General features: G+C 65.8%; 21 protein-coding genes and 2 pseudogenes. 19 read left to right on the top strand and 4 right to left on the bottom strand.

The window, feature by feature from the left end; all coding sequences use genetic code 11:
* Positions 1–175 precede the first annotated feature (175 nt).
* Entirely contained in the window at positions 176–388 is a 213-nt protein-coding gene (locus ACGFSA_RS32675) for a hypothetical protein (protein ID WP_393309653.1), read from the bottom strand.
* Between the two features lie 274 nt (positions 389–662).
* Here ACGFSA_RS32675 and ACGFSA_RS32670 point away from each other — a divergent pair, with 274 nt between their 5' ends.
* Both ACGFSA_RS32670 and ACGFSA_RS32665 read left to right on the top strand, forming a co-directional pair.
* Positions 663–1,223 (top strand): RNA polymerase sigma factor, encoded by a 561-nt coding sequence (locus ACGFSA_RS32670; protein WP_393309652.1) that lies wholly within the window; start codon positions 663–665, stop codon positions 1,221–1,223.
* Positions 1,220–2,083, top strand: a complete 864-nt coding sequence (locus ACGFSA_RS32665; protein ID WP_393309651.1) for a hypothetical protein — start codon at positions 1,220–1,222, stop codon at positions 2,081–2,083. Before ACGFSA_RS32670 ends, ACGFSA_RS32665 begins: the two co-directional genes overlap by 4 nt.
* A 36-nt stretch (positions 2,084–2,119) precedes the next feature.
* Here ACGFSA_RS32665 and ACGFSA_RS32660 read toward each other — a convergent pair whose 3' ends face one another.
* Positions 2,120–2,380, bottom strand: a complete 261-nt coding sequence (locus ACGFSA_RS32660; RefSeq protein ID WP_393309650.1) for a hypothetical protein — start codon at positions 2,378–2,380, stop codon at positions 2,120–2,122.
* A 341-nt stretch (positions 2,381–2,721) separates the two neighbouring features.
* Here ACGFSA_RS32660 and ACGFSA_RS32655 point away from each other — a divergent pair, with 341 nt between their 5' ends.
* The 5 genes from ACGFSA_RS32655 to ACGFSA_RS32635 all read left to right on the top strand — a co-directional run bounded on the left by ACGFSA_RS32655 (position 2,722) and on the right by ACGFSA_RS32635 (position 6,696).
* Complete coding sequence (locus ACGFSA_RS32655; protein WP_393309649.1) at positions 2,722–3,639, top strand: hypothetical protein; 918 nt, start codon at positions 2,722–2,724, stop codon at positions 3,637–3,639.
* Between the two features lie 30 nt (positions 3,640–3,669).
* Positions 3,670–4,908: a tyrosine-type recombinase/integrase gene (locus ACGFSA_RS32650; protein WP_393309648.1), complete on the top strand. Its 1,239-nt coding sequence runs from the start codon at positions 3,670–3,672 to the stop codon at positions 4,906–4,908.
* A 68-nt stretch (positions 4,909–4,976) separates the two neighbouring features.
* Complete coding sequence (locus ACGFSA_RS32645; protein WP_393309647.1) at positions 4,977–5,228, top strand: antitoxin MazE7; 252 nt, start codon at positions 4,977–4,979, stop codon at positions 5,226–5,228.
* A 4-nt stretch (positions 5,229–5,232) separates the two neighbouring features.
* Complete coding sequence (locus tag ACGFSA_RS32640) at positions 5,233–5,610, top strand: toxin Doc (RefSeq protein WP_393309646.1); 378 nt, start codon at positions 5,233–5,235, stop codon at positions 5,608–5,610.
* Between the two features lie 69 nt (positions 5,611–5,679).
* Positions 5,680–6,696, top strand: a complete 1,017-nt coding sequence (locus tag ACGFSA_RS32635; protein ID WP_393309645.1) for an NAD-dependent epimerase/dehydratase family protein — start codon at positions 5,680–5,682, stop codon at positions 6,694–6,696.
* On the opposite strand, the gene ACGFSA_RS32630 is transcribed toward ACGFSA_RS32635, so the two are convergent.
* Positions 6,697–8,031, bottom strand: coding sequence for a DNA-binding protein (locus ACGFSA_RS32630; protein ID WP_393309644.1), 1,335 nt, complete (start codon positions 8,029–8,031; stop codon positions 6,697–6,699).
* Positions 8,032–8,752: 721 nt separating this feature from the next.
* Between ACGFSA_RS32630 and ACGFSA_RS32625 the strand changes: the two genes are divergently transcribed.
* From ACGFSA_RS32625 to ACGFSA_RS32610, 4 genes are all read left to right on the top strand, one after another.
* Entirely contained in the window at positions 8,753–9,202 is a 450-nt protein-coding gene (locus tag ACGFSA_RS32625) for a DUF6415 family natural product biosynthesis protein (RefSeq protein WP_393309643.1), read from the top strand.
* Between the two features lie 333 nt (positions 9,203–9,535).
* Positions 9,536–9,736: a DUF5999 family protein gene (locus ACGFSA_RS32620; RefSeq protein ID WP_393309642.1), complete on the top strand. Its 201-nt coding sequence runs from the start codon at positions 9,536–9,538 to the stop codon at positions 9,734–9,736.
* Positions 9,733–10,389, top strand: a complete 657-nt coding sequence (locus ACGFSA_RS32615) for a hypothetical protein (protein ID WP_393309641.1) — start codon at positions 9,733–9,735, stop codon at positions 10,387–10,389. Before ACGFSA_RS32620 ends, ACGFSA_RS32615 begins: the two co-directional genes overlap by 4 nt.
* Before the next feature lie 299 nt (positions 10,390–10,688).
* Positions 10,689–11,627, top strand: coding sequence for a TauD/TfdA family dioxygenase (locus ACGFSA_RS32610; protein ID WP_393309640.1), 939 nt, complete (start codon positions 10,689–10,691; stop codon positions 11,625–11,627).
* Between the two features lie 40 nt (positions 11,628–11,667).
* Here ACGFSA_RS32610 and ACGFSA_RS32605 read toward each other — a convergent pair whose 3' ends face one another.
* On the bottom strand, positions 11,668–12,441 hold the full coding sequence (locus ACGFSA_RS32605) for a glycosyltransferase family 2 protein (protein WP_393309639.1): 774 nt from the start codon (positions 12,439–12,441) through the stop codon (positions 11,668–11,670).
* A gap of 66 nt (positions 12,442–12,507) precedes the next feature.
* On the opposite strand from ACGFSA_RS32605, the gene ACGFSA_RS32600 reads away from it, so the two are divergent.
* The 8 genes and pseudogenes from ACGFSA_RS32600 to ACGFSA_RS32565 all read left to right on the top strand — a co-directional run bounded on the left by ACGFSA_RS32600 (position 12,508) and on the right by ACGFSA_RS32565 (position 19,080).
* Positions 12,508–13,764, top strand: a complete 1,257-nt coding sequence (locus ACGFSA_RS32600) for a nucleotide sugar dehydrogenase (RefSeq protein ID WP_393309638.1) — start codon at positions 12,508–12,510, stop codon at positions 13,762–13,764.
* Between the two features lie 116 nt (positions 13,765–13,880).
* A complete protein-coding gene (locus ACGFSA_RS32595) occupies positions 13,881–14,162 on the top strand; it encodes a hypothetical protein (protein WP_393309637.1) in 282 nt (93 codons plus the stop codon).
* A 26-nt stretch (positions 14,163–14,188) separates the two neighbouring features.
* On the top strand, positions 14,189–14,632 hold the full coding sequence (locus ACGFSA_RS32590; RefSeq protein ID WP_393309636.1) for an NUDIX domain-containing protein: 444 nt from the start codon (positions 14,189–14,191) through the stop codon (positions 14,630–14,632).
* Between the two features lie 409 nt (positions 14,633–15,041).
* Positions 15,042–15,164: pseudogene (locus ACGFSA_RS32585) on the top strand (IS630 family transposase); the annotation flags it as partial.
* A 391-nt stretch (positions 15,165–15,555) separates the two neighbouring features.
* A complete protein-coding gene (locus tag ACGFSA_RS32580; protein ID WP_393309635.1) occupies positions 15,556–16,038 on the top strand; it encodes a hypothetical protein in 483 nt (160 codons plus the stop codon).
* A gap of 562 nt (positions 16,039–16,600) precedes the next feature.
* On the top strand, positions 16,601–17,644 hold the full coding sequence (locus ACGFSA_RS32575; RefSeq protein ID WP_393309634.1) for a hypothetical protein: 1,044 nt from the start codon (positions 16,601–16,603) through the stop codon (positions 17,642–17,644).
* Positions 17,641–18,441, top strand: coding sequence for a DciA family protein (locus ACGFSA_RS32570; RefSeq protein WP_393309633.1), 801 nt, complete (start codon positions 17,641–17,643; stop codon positions 18,439–18,441). Before ACGFSA_RS32575 ends, ACGFSA_RS32570 begins: the two co-directional genes overlap by 4 nt.
* Before the next feature lie 151 nt (positions 18,442–18,592).
* Positions 18,593–19,080: pseudogene (locus tag ACGFSA_RS32565) on the top strand (hypothetical protein).
* Positions 19,081–19,635 lie beyond the last annotated feature (555 nt).

Genomic DNA, 19,635 nt, shown 5'->3' with positions numbered 1-19,635 from the left:
TCAAGCTTGTGACTAGACACCTCAAGCCTTGCAGGAAACGGCGTGTTTCATGTATCAGCGCAGGTCACAGCACCCACACATACGGCAGGAGAGCCGATTTTCACAGCCGCCATCGCGGGCGGACCCTCACCACCGCGGAGAAATGATGGAGGACCTCTCCGCCGCCGACCGTGCGTCACACACGGTCATTCTCATCGACCCCTTCCAGCTTGGCCCGGTAGGCGCGGCGGCGGCCGCGGTGCACGGCTCGGCGCGCGAGGCACAGTTCGCCGGGGGGCACGTGGCAGTCGGGGCAGGACACGCTGAACGGACCGTGCTGGTACAGGCGCAGCGTCTCGTACAGGGCGTCGAAGGCGGGGTCGGTTATAGAGCTGGCCGTGTGCTGCATGAGGTTCCCTGGCGTGCTCCGTGTTGCAGGGTTCACCGTCGTTGGGTCGGGTGCCCGCCGCAAGGCGTCTCGCGCCTTCATTCCTGGAGACGTGTCAGGGCGGGGATGTATTACAGGCCCCCGCTGCTCAGTGTCCAGCCGATCGACGCCTGCGGCTCCGATGTAACGAAACTGGCCCGCCCTTGGTTTACGTCGTTGCAGGGTGGGAGGTGAGTCAACCTCCGTGAGTCACGTGAGTGTTGAGCGCGTCCGAGAACACGGGAGTCAAGGGGCTGTGAGTGATGTCGATACGTCCTGGTTCGACGACTACTTCGACAGCTGCTTCGACCGGTTCGTGTGGCGGTCCGTGCGGGCGTTCAACCTGCGTGTACCGGTCGCCGAGGAGGTCGTGCAGGGCGTGTTCGAGGAGCTGTGCCGCAGCGCTCGGGCGGGGAAGATAGACGCGTCCTCATCGTCCGCCCGCGAGGGCTTCATGTGGCAGCGCATCACCTGGCGCGTCACGACTCACTGGCGGAACGAGGCGACCGAGAGGGGACGGCGCGATGCTGCCGGCGCCGAGAGGCTTCCCGAGCTCTGCGCGCCGGCGACGAGTGACAGCACTCCCGAACTGGCTTGGGAGGACCAGGCCGCGTGGAAGGCCGTGCAGGAGTTGGTTGCTCCCCTGCCGCCGAGGCAGCGGCATCATGCGGGGCTGGTCGCCCTGGGGTACAAACCGCAGGAGCGCGCCCAAGCGCTCGGCATGAAGGAAGGTGCCGAACGGGTCGCCTGGCACAGACTCAGGCAACGCTTGGCAGGGATGATCGGGGAGTCAGGTACGGGAGAGGAGAGGGCATGAGTAACTGGGGAACTCACGATCAGCCCGACTCCGTGGACGAACTCATGCGTCGGTTCACGGACTGGATAGACGCTCCCTTCCCGCAATCGTCCAGGGAAAAGCTCCGAAGCATGCGGGAGCGAATCAAGGAGCAAGTGGTCGCAGAAGAAAAGGCATCCTCGGAAGCGAAGAGCATTGCGCAACACAATTCCCCCTTGCCTGATGTTGACATCATCGTGAAGGTGCAAGGAGATGCGGAAAGCTACTACACTCCCCCTGTGCTGCTCGAGAAGATCCTTGAAAAGATGCTCGAGAGCATGGTGTTGTATTTCCCGAAGCCCAATTGGAGAGGTCGGGAAATCTGGGACCCTGTAATTGGTTCCGAACTATTCCTGCGCGCCGTCACATTTGATGCGCACGGGAAAAGAGACGCGGATCTGCGAATCCATGACGGATTGACGAGCGTCGAACTCAAGCGCTACGAGCCGGACACCATGCCGCCTGACCTATGCAAATCAGAGCTCAACCCTCGCCGGGCTGCGGCCGAAAGAATTGCACCAGCGAGCACACCCCTGAACGCCCTAGTAATCTTCGCGCTTCCCGCGTCTGAAAATTCCACCACAGACAGAAATGAAGATGTGCGGAAATTTCGGCGCGTCGATGCCGGATGGCCCGACAAAGCAGAGCTCGAAAAACTTTCGGCCATGGCACTACTTCAGCTTCATACCGACAAGCATACGGGAGCAGCCATATTGGCGCTCCCTGAATCTTCGGCGGAAATGGCAACACAGCAAAAGTTGGAACTCGTCAGAGAGCACGTGAAAGAGGCATTTTTCCATCCGCGTACTGTCTCCTCCGTAAGAAAACTTTCCTGGCGCTGACACTCCCGTTGCCGAACGGGCTTTTGGCATGCCCGTTTACTTCCGGCCGGCGCTCTCACTGTTGCCGTGCACGGTCTGCTGCAGGTCGCGCAGGTGCTGGTCGAACTGCTCGTGTTGGCCGTGATCGTCGTACAGGCTGCGGCTGATCCACGGGCAGTCGGTGCCGGTGCACCAGGCGGCGTAGACGGTCCATCCGCGCAGGGCCGATTCGACCGGGTGGGGGTCGAGGTGCAGGCGGTGCGTCTTGCGGACCTCGTCAATGCGCGGGTCGTCGATGTAGTGCGGCAGGGCTGTCATGGGGCTGCTCAGTGTGTGACGAGAGGCCGGTTCGCTGTGTCCGGTCCGTCTCGGCGTCGTAGGGGTTGCTCGGGAGAATCGTTCTGAGCGAAGAATCGAACTGTTCGGGTCCGCTCCCCTACATCACGTTTCACCTTAGTGTCGCGCGATTAGGATCACCTTACCTCCTATTCCTGGCAGAATAGGAGGTACTGAGGGGTGGTCAGGGAATCCCCGCGTCAGCAAGGTTTTGGGCATTGACAGTTAACGAGGGTAAGGATAGGGAAGAGATTCCGGCACCCCGCTCCGGAGCTGACCCGCCCCCCGCCTCCCCCACCGCCCACGAGGTGGACTTCCCACCAGTGCAGAACGGGGTCGACTACCTGCACAGCGTCGCCGACCACCTGCGCCTGGGCCAGCCGAGCACCCGAGACCTGAAGTACGCCGTCCTGCACCTTCAGGCCGCCGCCGAAGTCCTCCTCAAGGCCCGCCTCCAGCGCGAACACTGGAGCCTCGTCTTCAAGGACCCCGGACTGGCTACCCGCAAGAAGTTCGAGGCCGGCGACTTCGACAGCTGCACGACGACGGGTGCCATCGTCCGTTTGAAGGACATCGCCGACGTCACCGTCAGTGATAAATCGGCCAAAAGTCTGGCAATCCTGTCGAAGCGGCGCAACGCGCTACAGCACTACGGCCTGAAGGCGAACGCCCACGCTGTCGAGACCCGCGCGGCCCAAGTCCTCGATTTCCTCATCGCGTTCGTACACGAAGAACTCGTCCCGGCCCTGGACGAAGAAGAGGCCGAGTCGATCGACTCCGCACTGGAGGACGTGAGCTCGAAGATCCTCAACATCAAGTCCCTCATCCAGACCCGACTCCGCCGTCTGGCCGATGAACTGAAGGATGCGCAGGACCGCACCCTTCGGTGTTCTGAATGTGACCAGTGGGCGGTGGTCATCGGTAAGGGCAACGATCTGGTGGACTGCCGCTTCTGCCACGTCGCCTTCTCCGGCCCAGCCGAAGCCATCCACTTCTGGGCTCTGGCTCACCGCACGGAAGACTTCGGCGTTGACCTCGGAGATTGTCCGGAATGCGGCGAGGAGACCCTTGTCCTGAACGGCGTGCAGGTACTTGCGGCCCCCGAAGAAGACCGGATCCTCTGCGGGAACCACTTCGACGCCGTTGAGATCTGCGACTCGTGCAGCGCTCCCTACCAGCCTGCCGAGGACGACCTTGGTATGTGCGGAGACTGCCTCAGTGCCCGATACGCGAAGTTCTGATCGTCTCGAGTGAAGGGGACAGCAGCCTCCATGACCATGGCCACAGAAGCGTCAGACCCGGACGACATCGTCGACGCCGAACTGGTCGACGATGCCCCGGTACCGTTCCTTCCCGCACCCGCCACCGTCACCGGTGTCGCGCCGACGTACCGCATTACCCGGGACACATTGCTCGTCGAAGGGGAGCTGCCGCCGCGCGTCGACGAGCAACCTGTCTTCACCGAGCGGGATTTCATCGTCCCTCCGTCCGCCAAGCGCCGGGCCGAGGAACGCGGTGCGAGGAACACCCGCGTCAACCGCGACACCACACGAGACCGGTTCGAGGAGTGGTGCGTGAAGGAGGGGCGGATCGCCCGGCCGGCCACCACCACGGCGAACGTCGTCGCCTACTTCGACCACCTGATGGAGAGCCGCAAGAAGGACGGAAGCCAATACAGCCCGGACAGCCTGCTCGCCTACCTCTCTCGCATCGTCACCTGGTATCCAGCGGGCGAACGGCCTGACGGCTCCATCGTCCGGCAGATGATCGAGGACTACCGCCTTGAGGAGTACATCCCGGCCGGCGGAGAGCGGGACCAGGCCGCGGGCCTCACCCTCTTCTACCTGGTCCAGGTACTCGACAAGATCGACGAGAGCAGCCGGATCGGCCGCCGGGACGCAGCCATGCTCGCCGTCGCATACGGCAAGCTGTCCCGCGGTATCGAGGTCGCTGACCTGCTCGTGAAGAACCTCCGCGTGACTGACGACGGAGTGTGGGTCTACACCGCGAAGTCCAAGACGCGCCGCGATGGCGAGGGCAAGTGGCGGTTCATCCGCGACCGGGCCGACCTGCAGATCGTCCGGCGTGTACGGGCCTGGCTCGGCGACCTGCGCGAGCTCGGCGCCGACAATCCGATCCTTCCGCTCTTCCGGGCCCTGTCGACGACGGGGAACCTGAAGGGCCGCGGAAATGCCACGGTGCGGGGCCTGCACCTGTCTGGCAGGGCGATCAACGAGATCGTGAAGAAGCGCGCGGCCGCCGCCGGGGTGACGTACATCAACGGCTTGAAGGTGACGAGCCACTCTCTGCGGGCCGGCCCGAACACCGACATGAAGCGCGCCAAGGTGCCCCTCGCCGACCGGCGCGAGGCGGGCGACTGGGGCGAGAAGTCTCCGCTGCCCGACTCCCGCTACAACCGGCCGGACAACACCGTCGACGCCACCGAGAGCGATCCACTGGACGCCGTGCCGCTCTTCGGTAAGTTCAAGGAGGACTCTGTTTCACCATAAAAGCGCAGGCCAGAGCCATTCTTCGAATTGGGTAGCCAAGGCGGCATACCTGGCGGCATACTCGAACCATGGCAGACACCAGCGTCAAGATCGACGACCTCACCAGGGACAGGCTCAAGGCCCTGGCCGACGGGGCGGGCATGTCCATGAAGGACTACCTCGCCAAGGTGGCCGCGGAGAAGGAACACGAGAAGCTGCTCGACTCCGCGACGGCCGAGTTCCGTCGCGTCATCGGCGAGCCCGGCATCCTGGACCGGTTCGACGCCGACTTCGGCGGGCTCCCGCCGGCGGCCGCGCACGAGATTCCGCGGGCGGCCTGAACCTGTGGAATTGCTCGTCGACTACCGATGGCTTCTGGCCCGTCAGGAAGACATCCTCCGCACCGACCTCACCGTCAACGACCTGTCCGTACTCGTCGGCATGGCGGCCAGGCACCGGGTGAACACCCCGCGCCTGGATCAGGCGGACCCGGATGCCTTCTGGCGGGCCGCCGTGTTCCTGGAGGAGTGCGTACTACTGCGCCCCCTCCCCGTCCGCAATGAGGCTTACGGCTACGGCGTCGCCATCGCGTACCTGCAGGCCTCTGGCGAACGCGTCGATACGACGTACGAGCTGTGGCGCGACCTGATCAACGACATCCGCGCCCTGCCCATGGACTCGTACGACATCGCCGATCGCCTGCGGTCCTGGCGCGCTCCCTGACCATCCGCCCGTCAGGGAGCCACGGGTGCTCTTTCGTGCAGCGGCATCCACGGGGCAAGATCTCTGAGCATGAGACTCCTCGTGATGGGTGGTACCTGGTTCCTGGGCAAGCACATTGCCGAAGCCGCCCTGGCCAGGGGGTGGGACGTGACAACCTTCAACCGGGGCCGCTCCGGGAATGACGTTCCCGGGGTCAAGCCGGTTCACGGGGACCGAACCGTTGTCGACGATGTTCGGACCCTCGTAGCGCACGGCCCGTGGGATGCAGTCATCGACACGTCGAGTTCCGATCTGCCGCCACGCGACGTGCTGTTGGCAACCTCGACGCTGAAGGACTGTGCTGCCCGCTGGATTCACGTCTCCACGGTGTCCGTATACAAGGGCTGGCCCCACAGCCACCTGGCAGACGACTCCGAGCTGCTGGAGTGCCCAGCAGACGCGGATGAGAACTACGGCCATACCGGCGAGGACGGCAGTCCAACCCTGTACGGCTTCCAGAAGGCGGGCGGCGAGCGTGCCGTGGCCGAGTCGTTTGCCGGCCGCGCCGTGTTCCTCCGCCCTGGCGTGATCCTCGGTCCCGGCGAATACGTGGGACGCCTGCCATGGTGGCTACGCCGTGCGCACCAGGGAGGCCCCTTCGTAGCCCCAGCACCGGCCCAGCGGCTGATCCAGCCCGTGGACGTTCGCGATGTTGCCACGTTCACGCTGGACCAGGCCGCCGGCGAAAACGAGTCTGGGAGCTACAACGTCGCGCACCCGGACGGCATCACGTTCGAGGACTTCCTGGGTACCTGCCTGGAAGCCACTGGCGGAGCCGGGCGCCCCGTATGGGTCAACCCCACGGTCCTCATCGACCACGGCGTAAAGCAGTGGACCGAACTCCCCCTGTGGCGCACCCACGACGGTGTCTGGTCAGTGGATTCGAGCCGGGCTGTTGCCGCAGGACTCCGCTGCCGACCGCTGCGCGAGACCATTCGCGACACCTGGCACTGGCTAGAGAAAGACGGCCGTCCCGTGGACCACCCGCGGTGGGCGGAACACGGGATCGCCCCCGAGAGGGAGGCGAAGATCCTCGCCTCCCTCTGATCAGGCATCCAGCGCCAGCACTCCGTAGGGGGGAACAAGCTGACGCTGGCCCGGAAGACGGGTGAACTCCTCCAGCCGCTCGCCGAGATCGGCAGCGAGCGCCGTGCCCTGCAGGTGCCGCTGGGTGAGAGCGCGCCGCAAGTCCATGGCCCTCGCCACGAGCCCGGTCGCCCGATGCGTGCTGGTGATCGACAGCAGCGCCTCAAGAGCTTCTGCGGCACCCTCCAGGTCATTCGACAGCAACCGGGCCATGGCGAGGTCGGCCGCGGCCTTTCCGAAAACGGCGGTGGACCGGTCCCTGGCCGGCCTGGCCGCCACAAGCTCAAGCGCCCGCCGCGCTGACGCTTCTGCGGCGCGCCCGTCGCCCAGGAGCAGCGCGGTCGAGGCGTTCGACATGGCCAGCCGCTCGTCGGTGAACCCGAACTCGCCGCCGACGGTGTCGTGCAGCTCGTCCGTTGCGTCGGTCCCCGCCTCCTCCGACATGCTCAATGCGCGTCGGGCTGAGTCTGTATCCCCGAGGTGCCCGTATGCCCGAGCCTCGATCGAGTGGAGACGCCGCACCGCTACGTCTCCAAGGCCTCCGTACGTGAGTGCGTGCCGAACGTGGACGGGGGCCTGCGACTGCTCGCCGGAGTAGTAGGCGATGTATGCCAGACTGCCCGCTGCGTATGCGCGCAGCGGCTCGTAACGCGCGGTCTCACCGTAGAGCGCAGCCGTGCGCGCCAGGCGCTTGGCGCTGTCAAAGGACCCCAGGTCGAACGCGGCGGTGGACAGCAGGGCGGATGCCTGTCCCGCAAGGATGAGCAGAGTCTGCTGTTGGGCCGGGACGGCGGTGCGGTCGCGGTCGTTCTCCGCCTGCTCCCGCAGTTCCTTGGCTCTTTGCCAGACGTCGCGAGCGGACTGATTGCTGTAACTCCTGGCCAGCGCGTGCAGGTCGTCACGCAGTTGGTCGACGGTCAGGTCAGAGACAGAGGATGCGGCAGCGGCACCGGCATCATCCTGTGCTTCACGTGCGGTCATTGAGATCTCAGCTTCCAGGTCGAACGTCGGTACATCGGGATTCGTCGACTCCGGCGGGGGCGCGAAGAGTTTCGACGCCTCGACGTGGAACATCTCCTGCAAGACCCGGCAGGCATCCGGGCTGGGCAGCCCCTTGAGCTGGCCACTCGTCCACCGGCGGTACTGCGTCTCGCCGACTGTGGGGTTCTGTGCCCCGCGGTCGATGACCTTGTCTGCTGCCTTCGCGAACTCGCGCTCGAAGATCGCCCACGTCCACTGTCGCTGATCAATCAGGACTTTGAGCAGCGTCCTCGGCTTGCCCACTTCGGCCCCCAAGTCTCTGAGCGTCGTCCTCAACCAGTCGTCGGCGGAACCCTCGTCACGAGGGGATACCGCGCACAGTCGACAGGACAACAGGTCCCGCGCAAAAGGCATTTAGAAGCTACCCCGAGGCCACGTCTGTCGCCCAGAAGTGTCGTGGAAGCCACCCCGGAAGCCATGGCGAAGCCACCCGAGCCGGGAGGACTCTGATCGCCAGCCGCTGCCGAGCGTGCTGATCCGAGCACATTCCGACGTCAGGAGTGAGAGTGGTCCTTCCGAGATACGCCGAGCCGGCGGCACCGGTCACTTCCCTCACGGGGACTGCGCCGATCGCCGAGGAATGGTCAAGGACTTTTGATCTCTTGCCAGGTGCCTCTCAGCTGGCTCGCCTACACGCACGGACGCGACTGCCGATGCTCAGGTGGTCGGGGAACAGTGAGGGCGCTACACAGGCCGCAGGAATCCTCGTTCGAAACGCTGTGGCCCATGCCGACCCGGGTCCGAACCACAAGGACCGATTCGTGCGGCTTCGGCTTGCCATCACCGAAGACCACGCCCTTCTTATCGACGTCCACGATCCGCTTCCCGAGTTCCGGGACTTTGAGCGAGCGTCCGCCGGCGAGGTAGGCCGTGGCCTCTGGGTAGTCGGCCAGCTCGGCGGTGCACTCTCGTGGCACCTCTGCGAGCGTGGCGGCAAGGCTGTCCGCGCGCACATGATGCCGGGACCGGTGCCGGCATGACGATCTTCCTCACCGCTCCGGTTCGGGATAAGCGCGTCGCCTCTCGTAAGGCCAACGTCCCGAAGTGGACACCTCCGCTCGACGAGGACGGCTTGAGGCACGTCCTGAAGCGGATCACTGCGTGGTCTCCGCTCGACGTCGAGGAGATCTTCGACGACCTGGACACGACGATCGGAATCCAGCCGCCGCCCGAGGCTGCGACCCCGGCGCTTGTCGAACGCTTGCGTACCCATCTCACAAGGCTCAGCGCAATCGCTGTAGCCGACCCCAACTTCCCGCCCACCGATGAAATGACGCACCTCATCGAACAAGGACGCCCTATGCAAGATGCGCGCCTGCCAGCCGACCATCAGCAGGCCGTCGGGATGGCTCGGCGCATAGCTTTCGTGACCTCCGACCTCGTCGAGAAACTGATCGAGGCTCGGTACATCAAGGAAGTCGCATGATGCCTCAGAACCGGTCGTCTCCACGCAGCTGTGTTGTCGCTCCGTGGAGACGACCCTCCATCGGGGTCCTCCGGTTCCCCCTCGATCGCCCTGCCCACAGCAGGCAGGCGCTGGTCGGCGGAACTGCGCGAACGGAGGACTGGCTCACACTCCCCCGCCGATCACGGGTGTGAGCCCCGGTCGCCCTCTCCCACTCCAAGCGAGGGCGACCGGCCTGCCCAACAGTTCCTCCCCGAAACTCCCTCTCCGGCGATCCAACTCCGCTCCCCCGCGGTTCGTAGGTTCAGCCGGAGAGGGCCCCACCGCAGCACGTCCGAGAGGAATGCGACGCACATGTGCCAGCACGAGACTCCCTGCCCCAGCGCGGGCGCGTCGGATCGCGAGGCGGCCAGAACCGTGGCACGAGACGACGTCTTGGGCTGGGCCCGGCTTTGCAACGGCGTATTGCTCTTTGACGACACTGGTGAATTGCTGCCCGACGGCCAGATCATTCCCCCGCGCCGCCCCACTGCGCTGACAGGAGCAGCCGCATGAGCACGGTGAGCCGCCTCGTCCCGTACATCACAGCCCGCGAAGGCGAGGAACCCGAATCGATCCTGGCCCTGCGCGCTACCTTTGACCGCGCCGGCCGCCCAGCCCTGGGCTACTGGGACGAGAGCCAAGAGGACCGCGACCCGCGGGGTGTGCTGTGGGGCCGGTGCTCACAGTTGATCGGTCGGAGCGGGCTACCGTCCGGGCGTCCGCAGTGGCGGCTCGTCCACCCCGCCAGGCAGCGCGAGACGATGACGCGGCTTCACTGTCAGATCTGCGCAGGCCATACCAGAACACCGGAGGGGTACCCATTTCTGGTGCACGCCAGCAAGGGCGTTCCGCGGCCTGGGGACATCCTCCGCACTGCGCCGCCCCCGGTTTGCCTGGCGCACCTGCGCGCCGCAGTTGAGCAGTGTCCGCACCTTCAGAAGGGCTACACCGTGCTGATGGTGCGCAGCGCCCCTCTCTACGGGGTCATCGGCACGCCTTACGAGTGGACCCGTGACGGGATCGAGGCACTTGCCGGGAGCGACACACCCATTCCGTACCGGACGTCAGAGCTGCGGTGGCTTCTGGCCTCTCAGCTCGTCCGCTGCTTGCAGGACTTCAAGGTCGTCGATCTGGATGACCTCGCGACCCTCAAGTCAATTGCCTGAACGTCCTGGAGTGGCCCGTGTCCCGTCGCGTGTACCAGGCAGCAGTCTTCCTGACTGCTATTGCCTTCATCGTCACCCGCCGCCGAGTGGGCGCCCGCCACTCCGGCTGACCAACTTCGGCCCTCCCCGACGCCCAAGGGCTCGGCGGGCGGGCCGGGCTCCAATCTTCCGACGCCGGGCAGCTTTTCCACCCCCGTTGCTCGGCAACAGACTCCCGCCTCTCCACCGCTGCCGATGGGCACGGACGAGAGACCGGCTCCAAGGCCCACCCGGCGTGAATCCGCAGAAAGGGACAGCACATGCCCGAGATCGTGAACGCTGACTCGGACCGCTTCATCGACCTGCCGAAAGAGCTGGAAGGCGATCTGATCGAGATCGGAAGCACGCTTCCTGCCTGGACCGTGGAGGGCGCCTACCTGGCAGATTCCACGATCGAGCGGTACCGGACCAAACTGGATTCGGCTCCGCTGTTCAACGAAATCAGGGGCCCCCTCCTCGCCGCGCTCAACGGGGCTGCTGGCGGATACGCCGTGGTGCGCCTGGGGAACATCGCCCAGGCGCTGGGGGTCGGGGAACAGTTCCTCCGCTTGGCGACGGCGATTCTCGCCGAAGTGGCGATCCCCTTCCAGCCCTTCCAACGATGGCCGCTGTGGAAGGAAATCGGGACCAACCTCAACGCCAATCCTGGCCTGTCCACCGGTACGGGGTACAACGCCTTCCACATGGACTTGGTCAACGCGACCCAGCCGCCGGACTACACCACGCTTCTGTGCGTCCGACCCGACCCACTCGGCGCTGGCGCGAGCATCCTCTCCAACGCTCGCGAGGCCGTATCGCGCCTGACGCCATCAAGTCACGCCCTCCTGTCCGACGTGGCATACAGCTACGGGGGCTTCTTCGATTTGTCCGACGTCGGCGAGGAGTACACACCGTTCCCCGTCCTCGACGACGAACCCGAAGACCACGGATTCGTACGGTTCACCGCCAAGATGCTCGCCGAGTCCGGACTCGGTGAGCGACACGCCCACGCGGCCAAGGAACTCGCGGACCAGATGGTCGCCGGCCAGATCTCCTACACGCTCCAGCGTGGTGACTTCTTGATCGTGAACCAGCACCGCTGGGTCCATGGCCGCGAACCGCTCGGCGACGGCCAGCACGATGTCGCACCCGAGAACCGCCGCCTGCTGCTCCAACTGTTCCTGCGCAGTGCAGGCGCCACCGGACCAGCCGCCTCGTAGGTGGTGCAGGCGGGCGTCTGGCCGGGGCTCACTGAGAGTCCTAGATCCGCGAATTACGCAGCGACTGCCACACAGCGCCGGCCAGCGCCCGCGACGCCCGGGGGACCGACAGCCCCTCGTGCTCGCGGTACAACGACCAGTTGTACGGGACCAGCGACAGCTTGTTGGAGGACAGCGATCCCGCCTGGTGGGACCTGTACACCGCAAGCGGCTCAGGAAGGCCCCGGGCGGCAGCGCCATCACGCATGATCGACAGCCACAGGGCGTAGTCCTGTCGCTTCAGCATCTCCGGCATCAGCCTCGTGCCAAGGACGGTGCGGTCGTACATGGCCGTCAACGCCCCGATGTGATCCTGGACCAGCATCGCGCGGTAGTCCACGTGTTCTCGCGCCTGGACAACGCGCCCGTTCGGGATGAAATCGGTGCTCTCGCCGTCGTAATCGGCGTCCATCTTGTAGTAGGAGGTGAACGTCAGAGGCGCACTACCCGTCGCAGCGAATTCGATTTGCCGCTCGGTCTTCTCCGGAAGCCACATGTCGTCACTGTCAAGAAAGGCGACGTAATCCCCCCGGGCCCGCGCAATAGCGAGGTTGCGTGCCCGGCCGGCACCGCCCCGTTCGGGTGCCGATTCCGGCACGACGCGCTTGTCCTGCCGGGCGAATTCCATGAGCAGGTCCATGGAGCCATCGGAAGACTTGTCGTCGGTGACCAGCAGCTCCAGGTCGCTGTGGGTCTGCGTGAGCACCGACCGGATCGCTGCGCCGAGAGTGGCTGCCGAGTTGTACACGGGCATCACGACAGACACCAGGGGCACAGCGCTTCTCCTTGCTAGGCCAGGAACAACGGTCCATTCAACACTGCGATCGTAGTAGGAGCTGCCATGCATGTTGTTGTCGCTGGTCAGGGCTATGTGGGGCTGCCGCTGGCCGTACGCGCCGCAGAGGTGGGCCACCGTGTCATCGGCTTCGACGTGGACCCGCATCGCGTTCAGCAGATCGCCACTGGCGAGTCGTACGTGGAGGATGTGGCGTCCGCGCGGCTCCGCGCAGTGCTGGACTCCGGGGCCTACTGCGTGACCGCCGAAGCCGCCGCGCTGCCCCGGTTCGACATCGCTGTGATCACCGTGCCGACCCCGCTGCGGGACGGAGTGCCCGACCTGACCTACGTCGAGTCGTGTGCCCACACACTGGGCGAGCACTTGTGCCCCGGTGCGACCGTGGTCCTGGAGTCCACGACCTACCCCGGTACCACCGAGGAGGTGGTGTTACCGATCTTGGAGAAGGCGTCCGGTCTGATCGCTGGTGCGGACTTCCACGTCGGCTTCAGCCCCGAGCGCATCGACCCGGGAAACAGGTCGTGGCCGTTCGAGAAGACGCCCAAGGTGGTGTCCGGCATCGACGCCGCATCGCTTGACGTGGTCAAGGGCTTCTACGACGGCGTGGTGGAGACCACGGTTCCGGTCTCCGGAACGAAGGTGGCCGAGCTGACCAAGCTGATCGAGAACACCTTCCGGCACGTCAACATTGCGCTGGTCAACGAGATGGCGATGCTCGCCAGGCCGCTTGGCGTGAACGTCTGGGATGCGATCGACGCCGCCGCGTCCAAGCCCTTCGGCTACATGCGGTTCACCCCCGGCCCCGGTGTCGGTGGACATTGCCTGCCGATCGACCCGTCATTTCTGTCGTGGAAGGTGGAACGCGCGGTCGGCGTCCCGTTCCGGTTTGTGGAACTCGCCAACGACGTGAACAACCACATGCCTGACTACGTGGTCCGGCGGCTCATGGAGGGTTTCAATACGCGGCGCATGGCCGTCAGCGGATCTCGTGTCCTGCTGCTCGGTCTGGCCTACAAGGCCAACACCTCCGACGCCCGCGAGTCGCCGTCTGCGCGTGTCGCTGAGCTACTGCTCGACCTCGGTGCCGAGGTGCGTGGCGCGGACCCGCACGTCATAGATGACATCCGCACCGACGCACGCCTGATCCGAGTAGTAGCGACTGCGGAGGAGATTGCGGCATCCGACGCCGTGGTGCTGCTGACGGACCATGCGGAATTCGACTACGAGACGGTCCTTGAGCACGCGCCGTATGTGCTCGACTGTCGTAACCGGCTCTCCGGCGCGAACGTCGATGTGCTGTGAGCGACGGCGCTGGAGTGCCGGCCTGCCGATCGTCGTCTCCGTGAGGACGGGATACAGATCGGCTGAGGGCTGTAACGCCTGGCGGGGTGATTCCGTCCATAAGGCGAGGCCAGCCGTTGCCGGTCGGCCACGTCCTGATGCCCGACCTGGCAGTCATCCTGACTGCGCCCCCCGACCTCATCGCCGAACGAATAGCCGCACGCGACCCCCGCAACCGCTTCCACCTCGACCCGACCGTGCCCGGCCGCGAAGTCGACCTCTACGACGAGACCGCCCAGACCCTCATGACGGCCAACGTGAAGGTGCTGGTCGTGAACACCAGCGACGCCACCCCATCGGAGGTTGCGGCCACAATCGCCGATGCACTCCCCGATTCGCCGGTAGCGTCGGCTGCCTGAACGCCACCCACAACCCTTCAGGAACCATGACACCGCCACTCGCAGAGCCCGTCATCGATACCCACATCATCCTCCGCGAGGGCGACAAGCTGCTGCTCTCCCAGCGCGGCGGACCGTACGGCTACGGCCGCTGGCACATGCCGTCCGGCAAGCTCGACCGGGGCGAACCCCTGAGCGTCGGGGCCGCACGGGAGCTGCACGAGGAAACCAGCATCACCGTCGATCCGGAACATCTGCGACTGGTTCACGTCGTGCACCACAAGCAAAGCGACACCGTGGAACGGATCGGGTTCTTCTTCGAGGCCACCGAGTGGAGCGGGGTGCCCGTCAACAACGAACCCGAGAAGTGCCTCGGCCTGGAGTGGTTCAGCGTGCACGAACTGCCCGAGGACATCATCGAGTACCCGAAGGAAGGGCTGCTCGGCTACCTGCAAGAGGCCGGCGCTCTGGCTGAGCACGGCTGGAAGTAGCCCCAGAGCACGACGCGTACGTCGGCCCCGGCCCCGCGGTAAGTAGCGGGCCGGGGCCGACATCCTGCGGCAGGAAAGTGCCCTGGCGTGGGCTGCGCGGGCGGCCATCCTCGACCCGCCCGTCTGGGGTTGGCGTAACGGATTCCGGTACTGCTGCGTCTCTCTCAGTATCAAGGCCTCGGAGCGGGCCTCGGTTCATTATGGGAGAGATTGGCAAGTGACGGTTGAGTCCGTGTCCCGTTGCACCAGCACTCTCAAGCGCCTGCACACGTGGGTTGTTGCGGCTGAAATCGTCGTCGACGACTCCGTGGCACGCCTCGCCGACTTCCGCGGCTCCTTCCACACGAAGATGCCTACTGCCGAGCAAGCCGCCGCCCGCTCGACGGTGATCCGATCTCGAGGTGCGCCTCTCCTCGACACCTACGTCACGCACAACGTCTCCGCCGTCACGAAGTGGCTGGCCGCACACCCGCGCTTCCACCTGCACTTCCCGCCCGGGGCGTCCTGGCTCAACCTCGTCGAGCGGTGGTTCGCCTTTTTATAGGACACGAACTGTCGGCCACACGGCTTGCGATGCACTGGCTATCCGATGACAAGTCCGATCAAAGACACGATTAGCAAGGGAAGGGACAGGTGGAGAGCAGAACGGGTAGGCTGCGCCTGACGCCAGACGACCACTCAGAAATGGGACCGTCCGAACGGGGTCACCAAGACAACAGGAAAGCCCCCGCAGTACTCCAGATGTTTGCCGCATCTGGTGCGGGGGCCGACCGACACCACACTCAACAAGAAGAAGGTGCCAGTTCTATGGCGAACTCTACCCGGACAACCGGGCTATCCGACAGTGGGACCCAGCAGTCCGCCGTGAAGATCACACCGGCGTCGCACTGCACGGGCCCTGTCACCACTACCCGGAGCACGCGATGACCGCCCAGGGCGAGCACGCGACCGCCCGGTACCTCACCGCGACTGCCCCGTACTTCGGCTGGGAGTTCCTCGCCAAGGACTTCGTGTACGCCCGTCTCCTCGAGGACATGGCTGCTGCCGAGAAGCTTCCCGCCGGCCCCGCCCGGGACCAGGCCGTGGACCGTGTCCTGTTTCTCCGGATGGCCGTCACGCAGCACGCCGCGTACGTCGACCACGAGGGCCGCAGCAGGACGCGTTGCTTCACCTGCCACGGCTCGAACGGCTTCCCCTGCTCCACGATGCGGTACTTCACGCACATGTGGCGCCACCACCCCGGCTACAGGACCGGGTGGAACGAGACCTGGGACCGCCCCGAAGGACCGAGCGACTGGACGCAGGACATGCTGCGCATCGGCGAACGGGGCGGGTTCCGTAACGACTTCCTGGCCGGACGGGCACAGGAGCAGACCTCACCCAGTAAGGGAGATCAGGTGACGTAGTGACGTTCTGAGCGAGAGGTCCTGGGCCCCTTGGCGGGGGCGCTTCCTCTACCGCTGGCCGCTGGTGTTGGCGCACCGTGCGCGGCCGACTTCCACGGCTCGGTTTGGCGACCGAGCTAAGGCCCGAACTTCGAATCCGGTTTGGCGACCGGGCCCGAGGCTTCGAGCGACTGCTGCTCCTCAGCAAATCCACCCAGCGGGCTTTTGGTATCCCGCGTTCAGTGAAAGCAGGTACATAGTGCCTTACCCGAACACCGCTTGTCAGCTTCCGCGCGCCCGGACGGGCGATTCGCGGCAAAAGTCCCCCACCATTAGCGGCATCCCGCGCCAGCAATCTTCTGGCGACACGATCGCCCCGCGTAACACTTTCGAACACGCGTACGAGTACGGCGCGAGTCAGGTCGCTCTGGTCCGCGGTGCTTCCCAGGAGGTTTCACACACCACGTCTCGCCACAGCGGCCCGCGTCGGTGGCTTCGCGCCGTGGAATGGCTGATCGCAGCCGGCCTACACCCGCGGGCAAACGCCACCACGCTTACCGTCGCGCGCGACCTGGGAGCCCGCATGGACTACTCGACCGGGCACGCCCGTTACTGCCTGGACGAGACTGCGGCACGCCTCAAGGTCTCCCGTGCCACCGTGAAGCGTCACGTGTCATACCTGCGGGAGCTGGGCGCCCTCGCGTGGGTGCAGCACGGCACCCGCAGCAACATCCGGCGTCTGCTGGGGCTCAAGGGCTACGCGGCCACCGCCACTGTGTACGCCGCGGTCATCCCGACCGCCTACGACCACGCCATGGGCCACCGAATCATCGGCACTGGTTACGACGCCCGGATCGTCGTCGACCACCGCCAGAGGCCCAACGCGCGGCCCTCGACGACCGCCACGAACCCTGTGGATAACGCCTCTTCGGGCCCTGTGGACAACTCCGCTGAACGATCTTGTGAGCCCCCTTCCCTTACCTCAGGTGATGAAGAGAGTCAGGTTCAGATGGCGGGGGGTTTTAACTACACCCCGCACGCGGGGCGTCGAACCGCATCACTCCCCCACCAGACCCGCAGCAGCAACGAGGACCACGTCCGCCGTACCCCGCTGCAGGCAGCCCGGGAGATCCGAGAGACCCGCCGGGTCCGTGCCTTGGTGAACTGGACGCAGAAAGAGTCTCTGCGTCGCCTCGCGTACGTTCTGCGCCCGTACTTCGATCGTGGTTTCGACTCCACCCAGATCGCCGACGAGCTGACCGGCATGTGCCTCGGCTGGCGTCCCAAGCAGCCCGCCGCCTACATCCGTACCGCCCTCGTCCGCCAGGCCGCGCAGGACGCCGAACTCGCAGCAGCCGAAGAACGACTCGCGAACCAGACCTGGCGCGCCACCCCCGAAGAGGCCGCCGACCTTGCGTCCCTCGAGGCGCTGTTCGCCCGGACTCCTCGCACCGACGACGACCGGCGTACCGCCCGCTCCCGCGCCAAGTACGACATTCAGCTGGTCATCGACCACCTCGAGGACCACGGCGACGACGACGCCATCGACCTGTACGGGACCGCCCTTGCAGCCCGAGCCGCCCGCCTTGCCGCATCCCCCAGCTTCCAGGCAGGAGTCTTCGCATGACCGACCAGCAGCCGCAGACTTCTGCCGGTGCCGACCTCGCTCGCCAGGCCCTGGCCGCGTACAAGGCCAACGCAGGCAGCACCGTCTCGCCGAAGAAGACACCCCGCCGTCTCCACGCAACCCGGACCGGCGGCAGGGAGCCCCTCGGCCTCGGAGACATCGTCGGCCAGATCAGCACCGAGCAAGGCTGGGACAACGACACCGGGAATCTCCGCGGCGGCCGCATCAACGATCAGTGGCACACCCTGTGCCCCCAGTTCGCCGGTCACGTCGAACCAGCCGGATACGACGCAGAGCGGGGGCGGCTCGATCTCCGCCCGGGCTCCCACGCATACGCAGCGCAACTCCGGCTCCTGGGCGGACAGGTGGCCCGGCAGATCAACGACAAGCTGGGGCGGCCCGCGGTCCGCAGCATCCGAGTCCTGGCCGTCGGCGCACTCACCACCACCCCCGCTGTCGAGCCGGCGCCGGTCGAGCAGGCCATCCCTACCGGGCCGGTCCGCACCCGTGAGACCGCGTCCCCCGGCTACCAGCGCGCCCTCACCGCAGCCCTCGCCCACAAGCCCGACACCGCCCCCACCAGCCCCTACCTGAAGGACGCCATCGACCGACAGAACCAGGCACTCACCGACCTGGACCGCCGCGAACCCGAGACCGCGTTCGCGGACACCGTGGCCACCTTCGAAGTCCTCACCTCAGGGCAGCCGGCCGACAGCCTCCAGGCCAGCATCCAAGCCGCCCTCGACTACAAGCACGGCGGCGGCCGACCCGTCCGTCGGGCGTTCGACGTCGCGTGACGGCTTTACCGCGGTAAAGAACCGACTGAGCAGGGATACGAAATGACGCAGCAGCACTTACCCGATGTGGTGCCTCAGTGGAGCTGGAGGCAGTCTGAGTCCTTCCGAGGCAGCCCCCAGGCGCTCGCCAACTGACGTCTATGGTTTCGCCATGGCAGTCCCCGAGATCATTCCGATCGCCCACGAGCCCGAGTACCGCACGGCCACCATGGGCCGATACGCAGGCAGCCAGTTCCTGGCGTCGAACACTTACACCTTCCCGGAAGGGTTCACGCTCGGGGAAGGGTGGGGGAGCACAAGCGCCTCTACGTCGTGCTCCACTGCTTCGACTCCGATGGCCGGCACATCAACTCCGACGTCTGGTGCGCAGGCACATGGGCCGAGCACCAGCGACGGCCGCACGGCGACGACTCCGTCTCCGCCCGGGCCGAGGCACGGATGGCTGAACTGCTCGCCAGCCTTTCTCAGCGCGAGTACGGGGACGTTGCCATCCGCCCTTTCCGGCTGACCGCTGACGGCGTGGTGTTCGGCCTGATCACTGAACGCCATGCAGACGGCGAAGGCGAAGACGACTGGGCCGAGCTCTACCCCGACCGCCTCGGCTTCTCTGCTCCTTGGGACGGTCGATACGACACGTGACAGTCAGACCAAGATCAAGCTCCGCCTCGTCTCAGCTCTGTCGCGGCACTCTCAGTTTTCCTGGGGCATCGACTCCGACTGCCTCGGATTGACCGAGATGCCCGTCAGCCCGGTGTCTCGGTCAATCTGAGGCGCCACGGGTCACAGAGTCACGGTGCCCCAGGTCGGTTGAGACCGGACACCCGACAGCTACAGCCGCCCCTGGCCGAAGCCTCCTCTGGCGTACATGAACCTCATTCAGGAACCGGTCTGCTCCGTGGTCGTGGGGGCCGAGGAGCTCGAGGGGGAGGACGAGACGGAGGAGGCGGCTTTACCGCGGTAAAGCCCGCGAGGACGCGTGTCCTGTCCCTGATAACTGTGGGCGGGGCGAGGCCCTGACCTGCGATGCCGAGAGCTGTGTCGGGCGGGCTTGGAGACCCCGTCCCGGTTGAGTGTGAGCACCTGCGCTTGGGGCATATGTGTCACCCTCGGCGACGGAACCACCGACCGCGGCCTGCCGATGTGCCTGCCAGCCCGAGTGCCGCGCCGTAAGACGCGATGCTGTCCTCGGGGGCC

The sequence above is a fragment of the Streptomyces sp. NPDC048496 genome, assembly GCF_043200055.1.
In the GTDB taxonomy this organism is placed as follows: Bacteria; Actinomycetota; Actinomycetes; order Streptomycetales; family Streptomycetaceae; genus Streptomyces.
The sequence above is the reverse complement of the archived record's forward strand: the minus strand, read 5'-3'. Positions and strand labels throughout refer to the sequence as shown.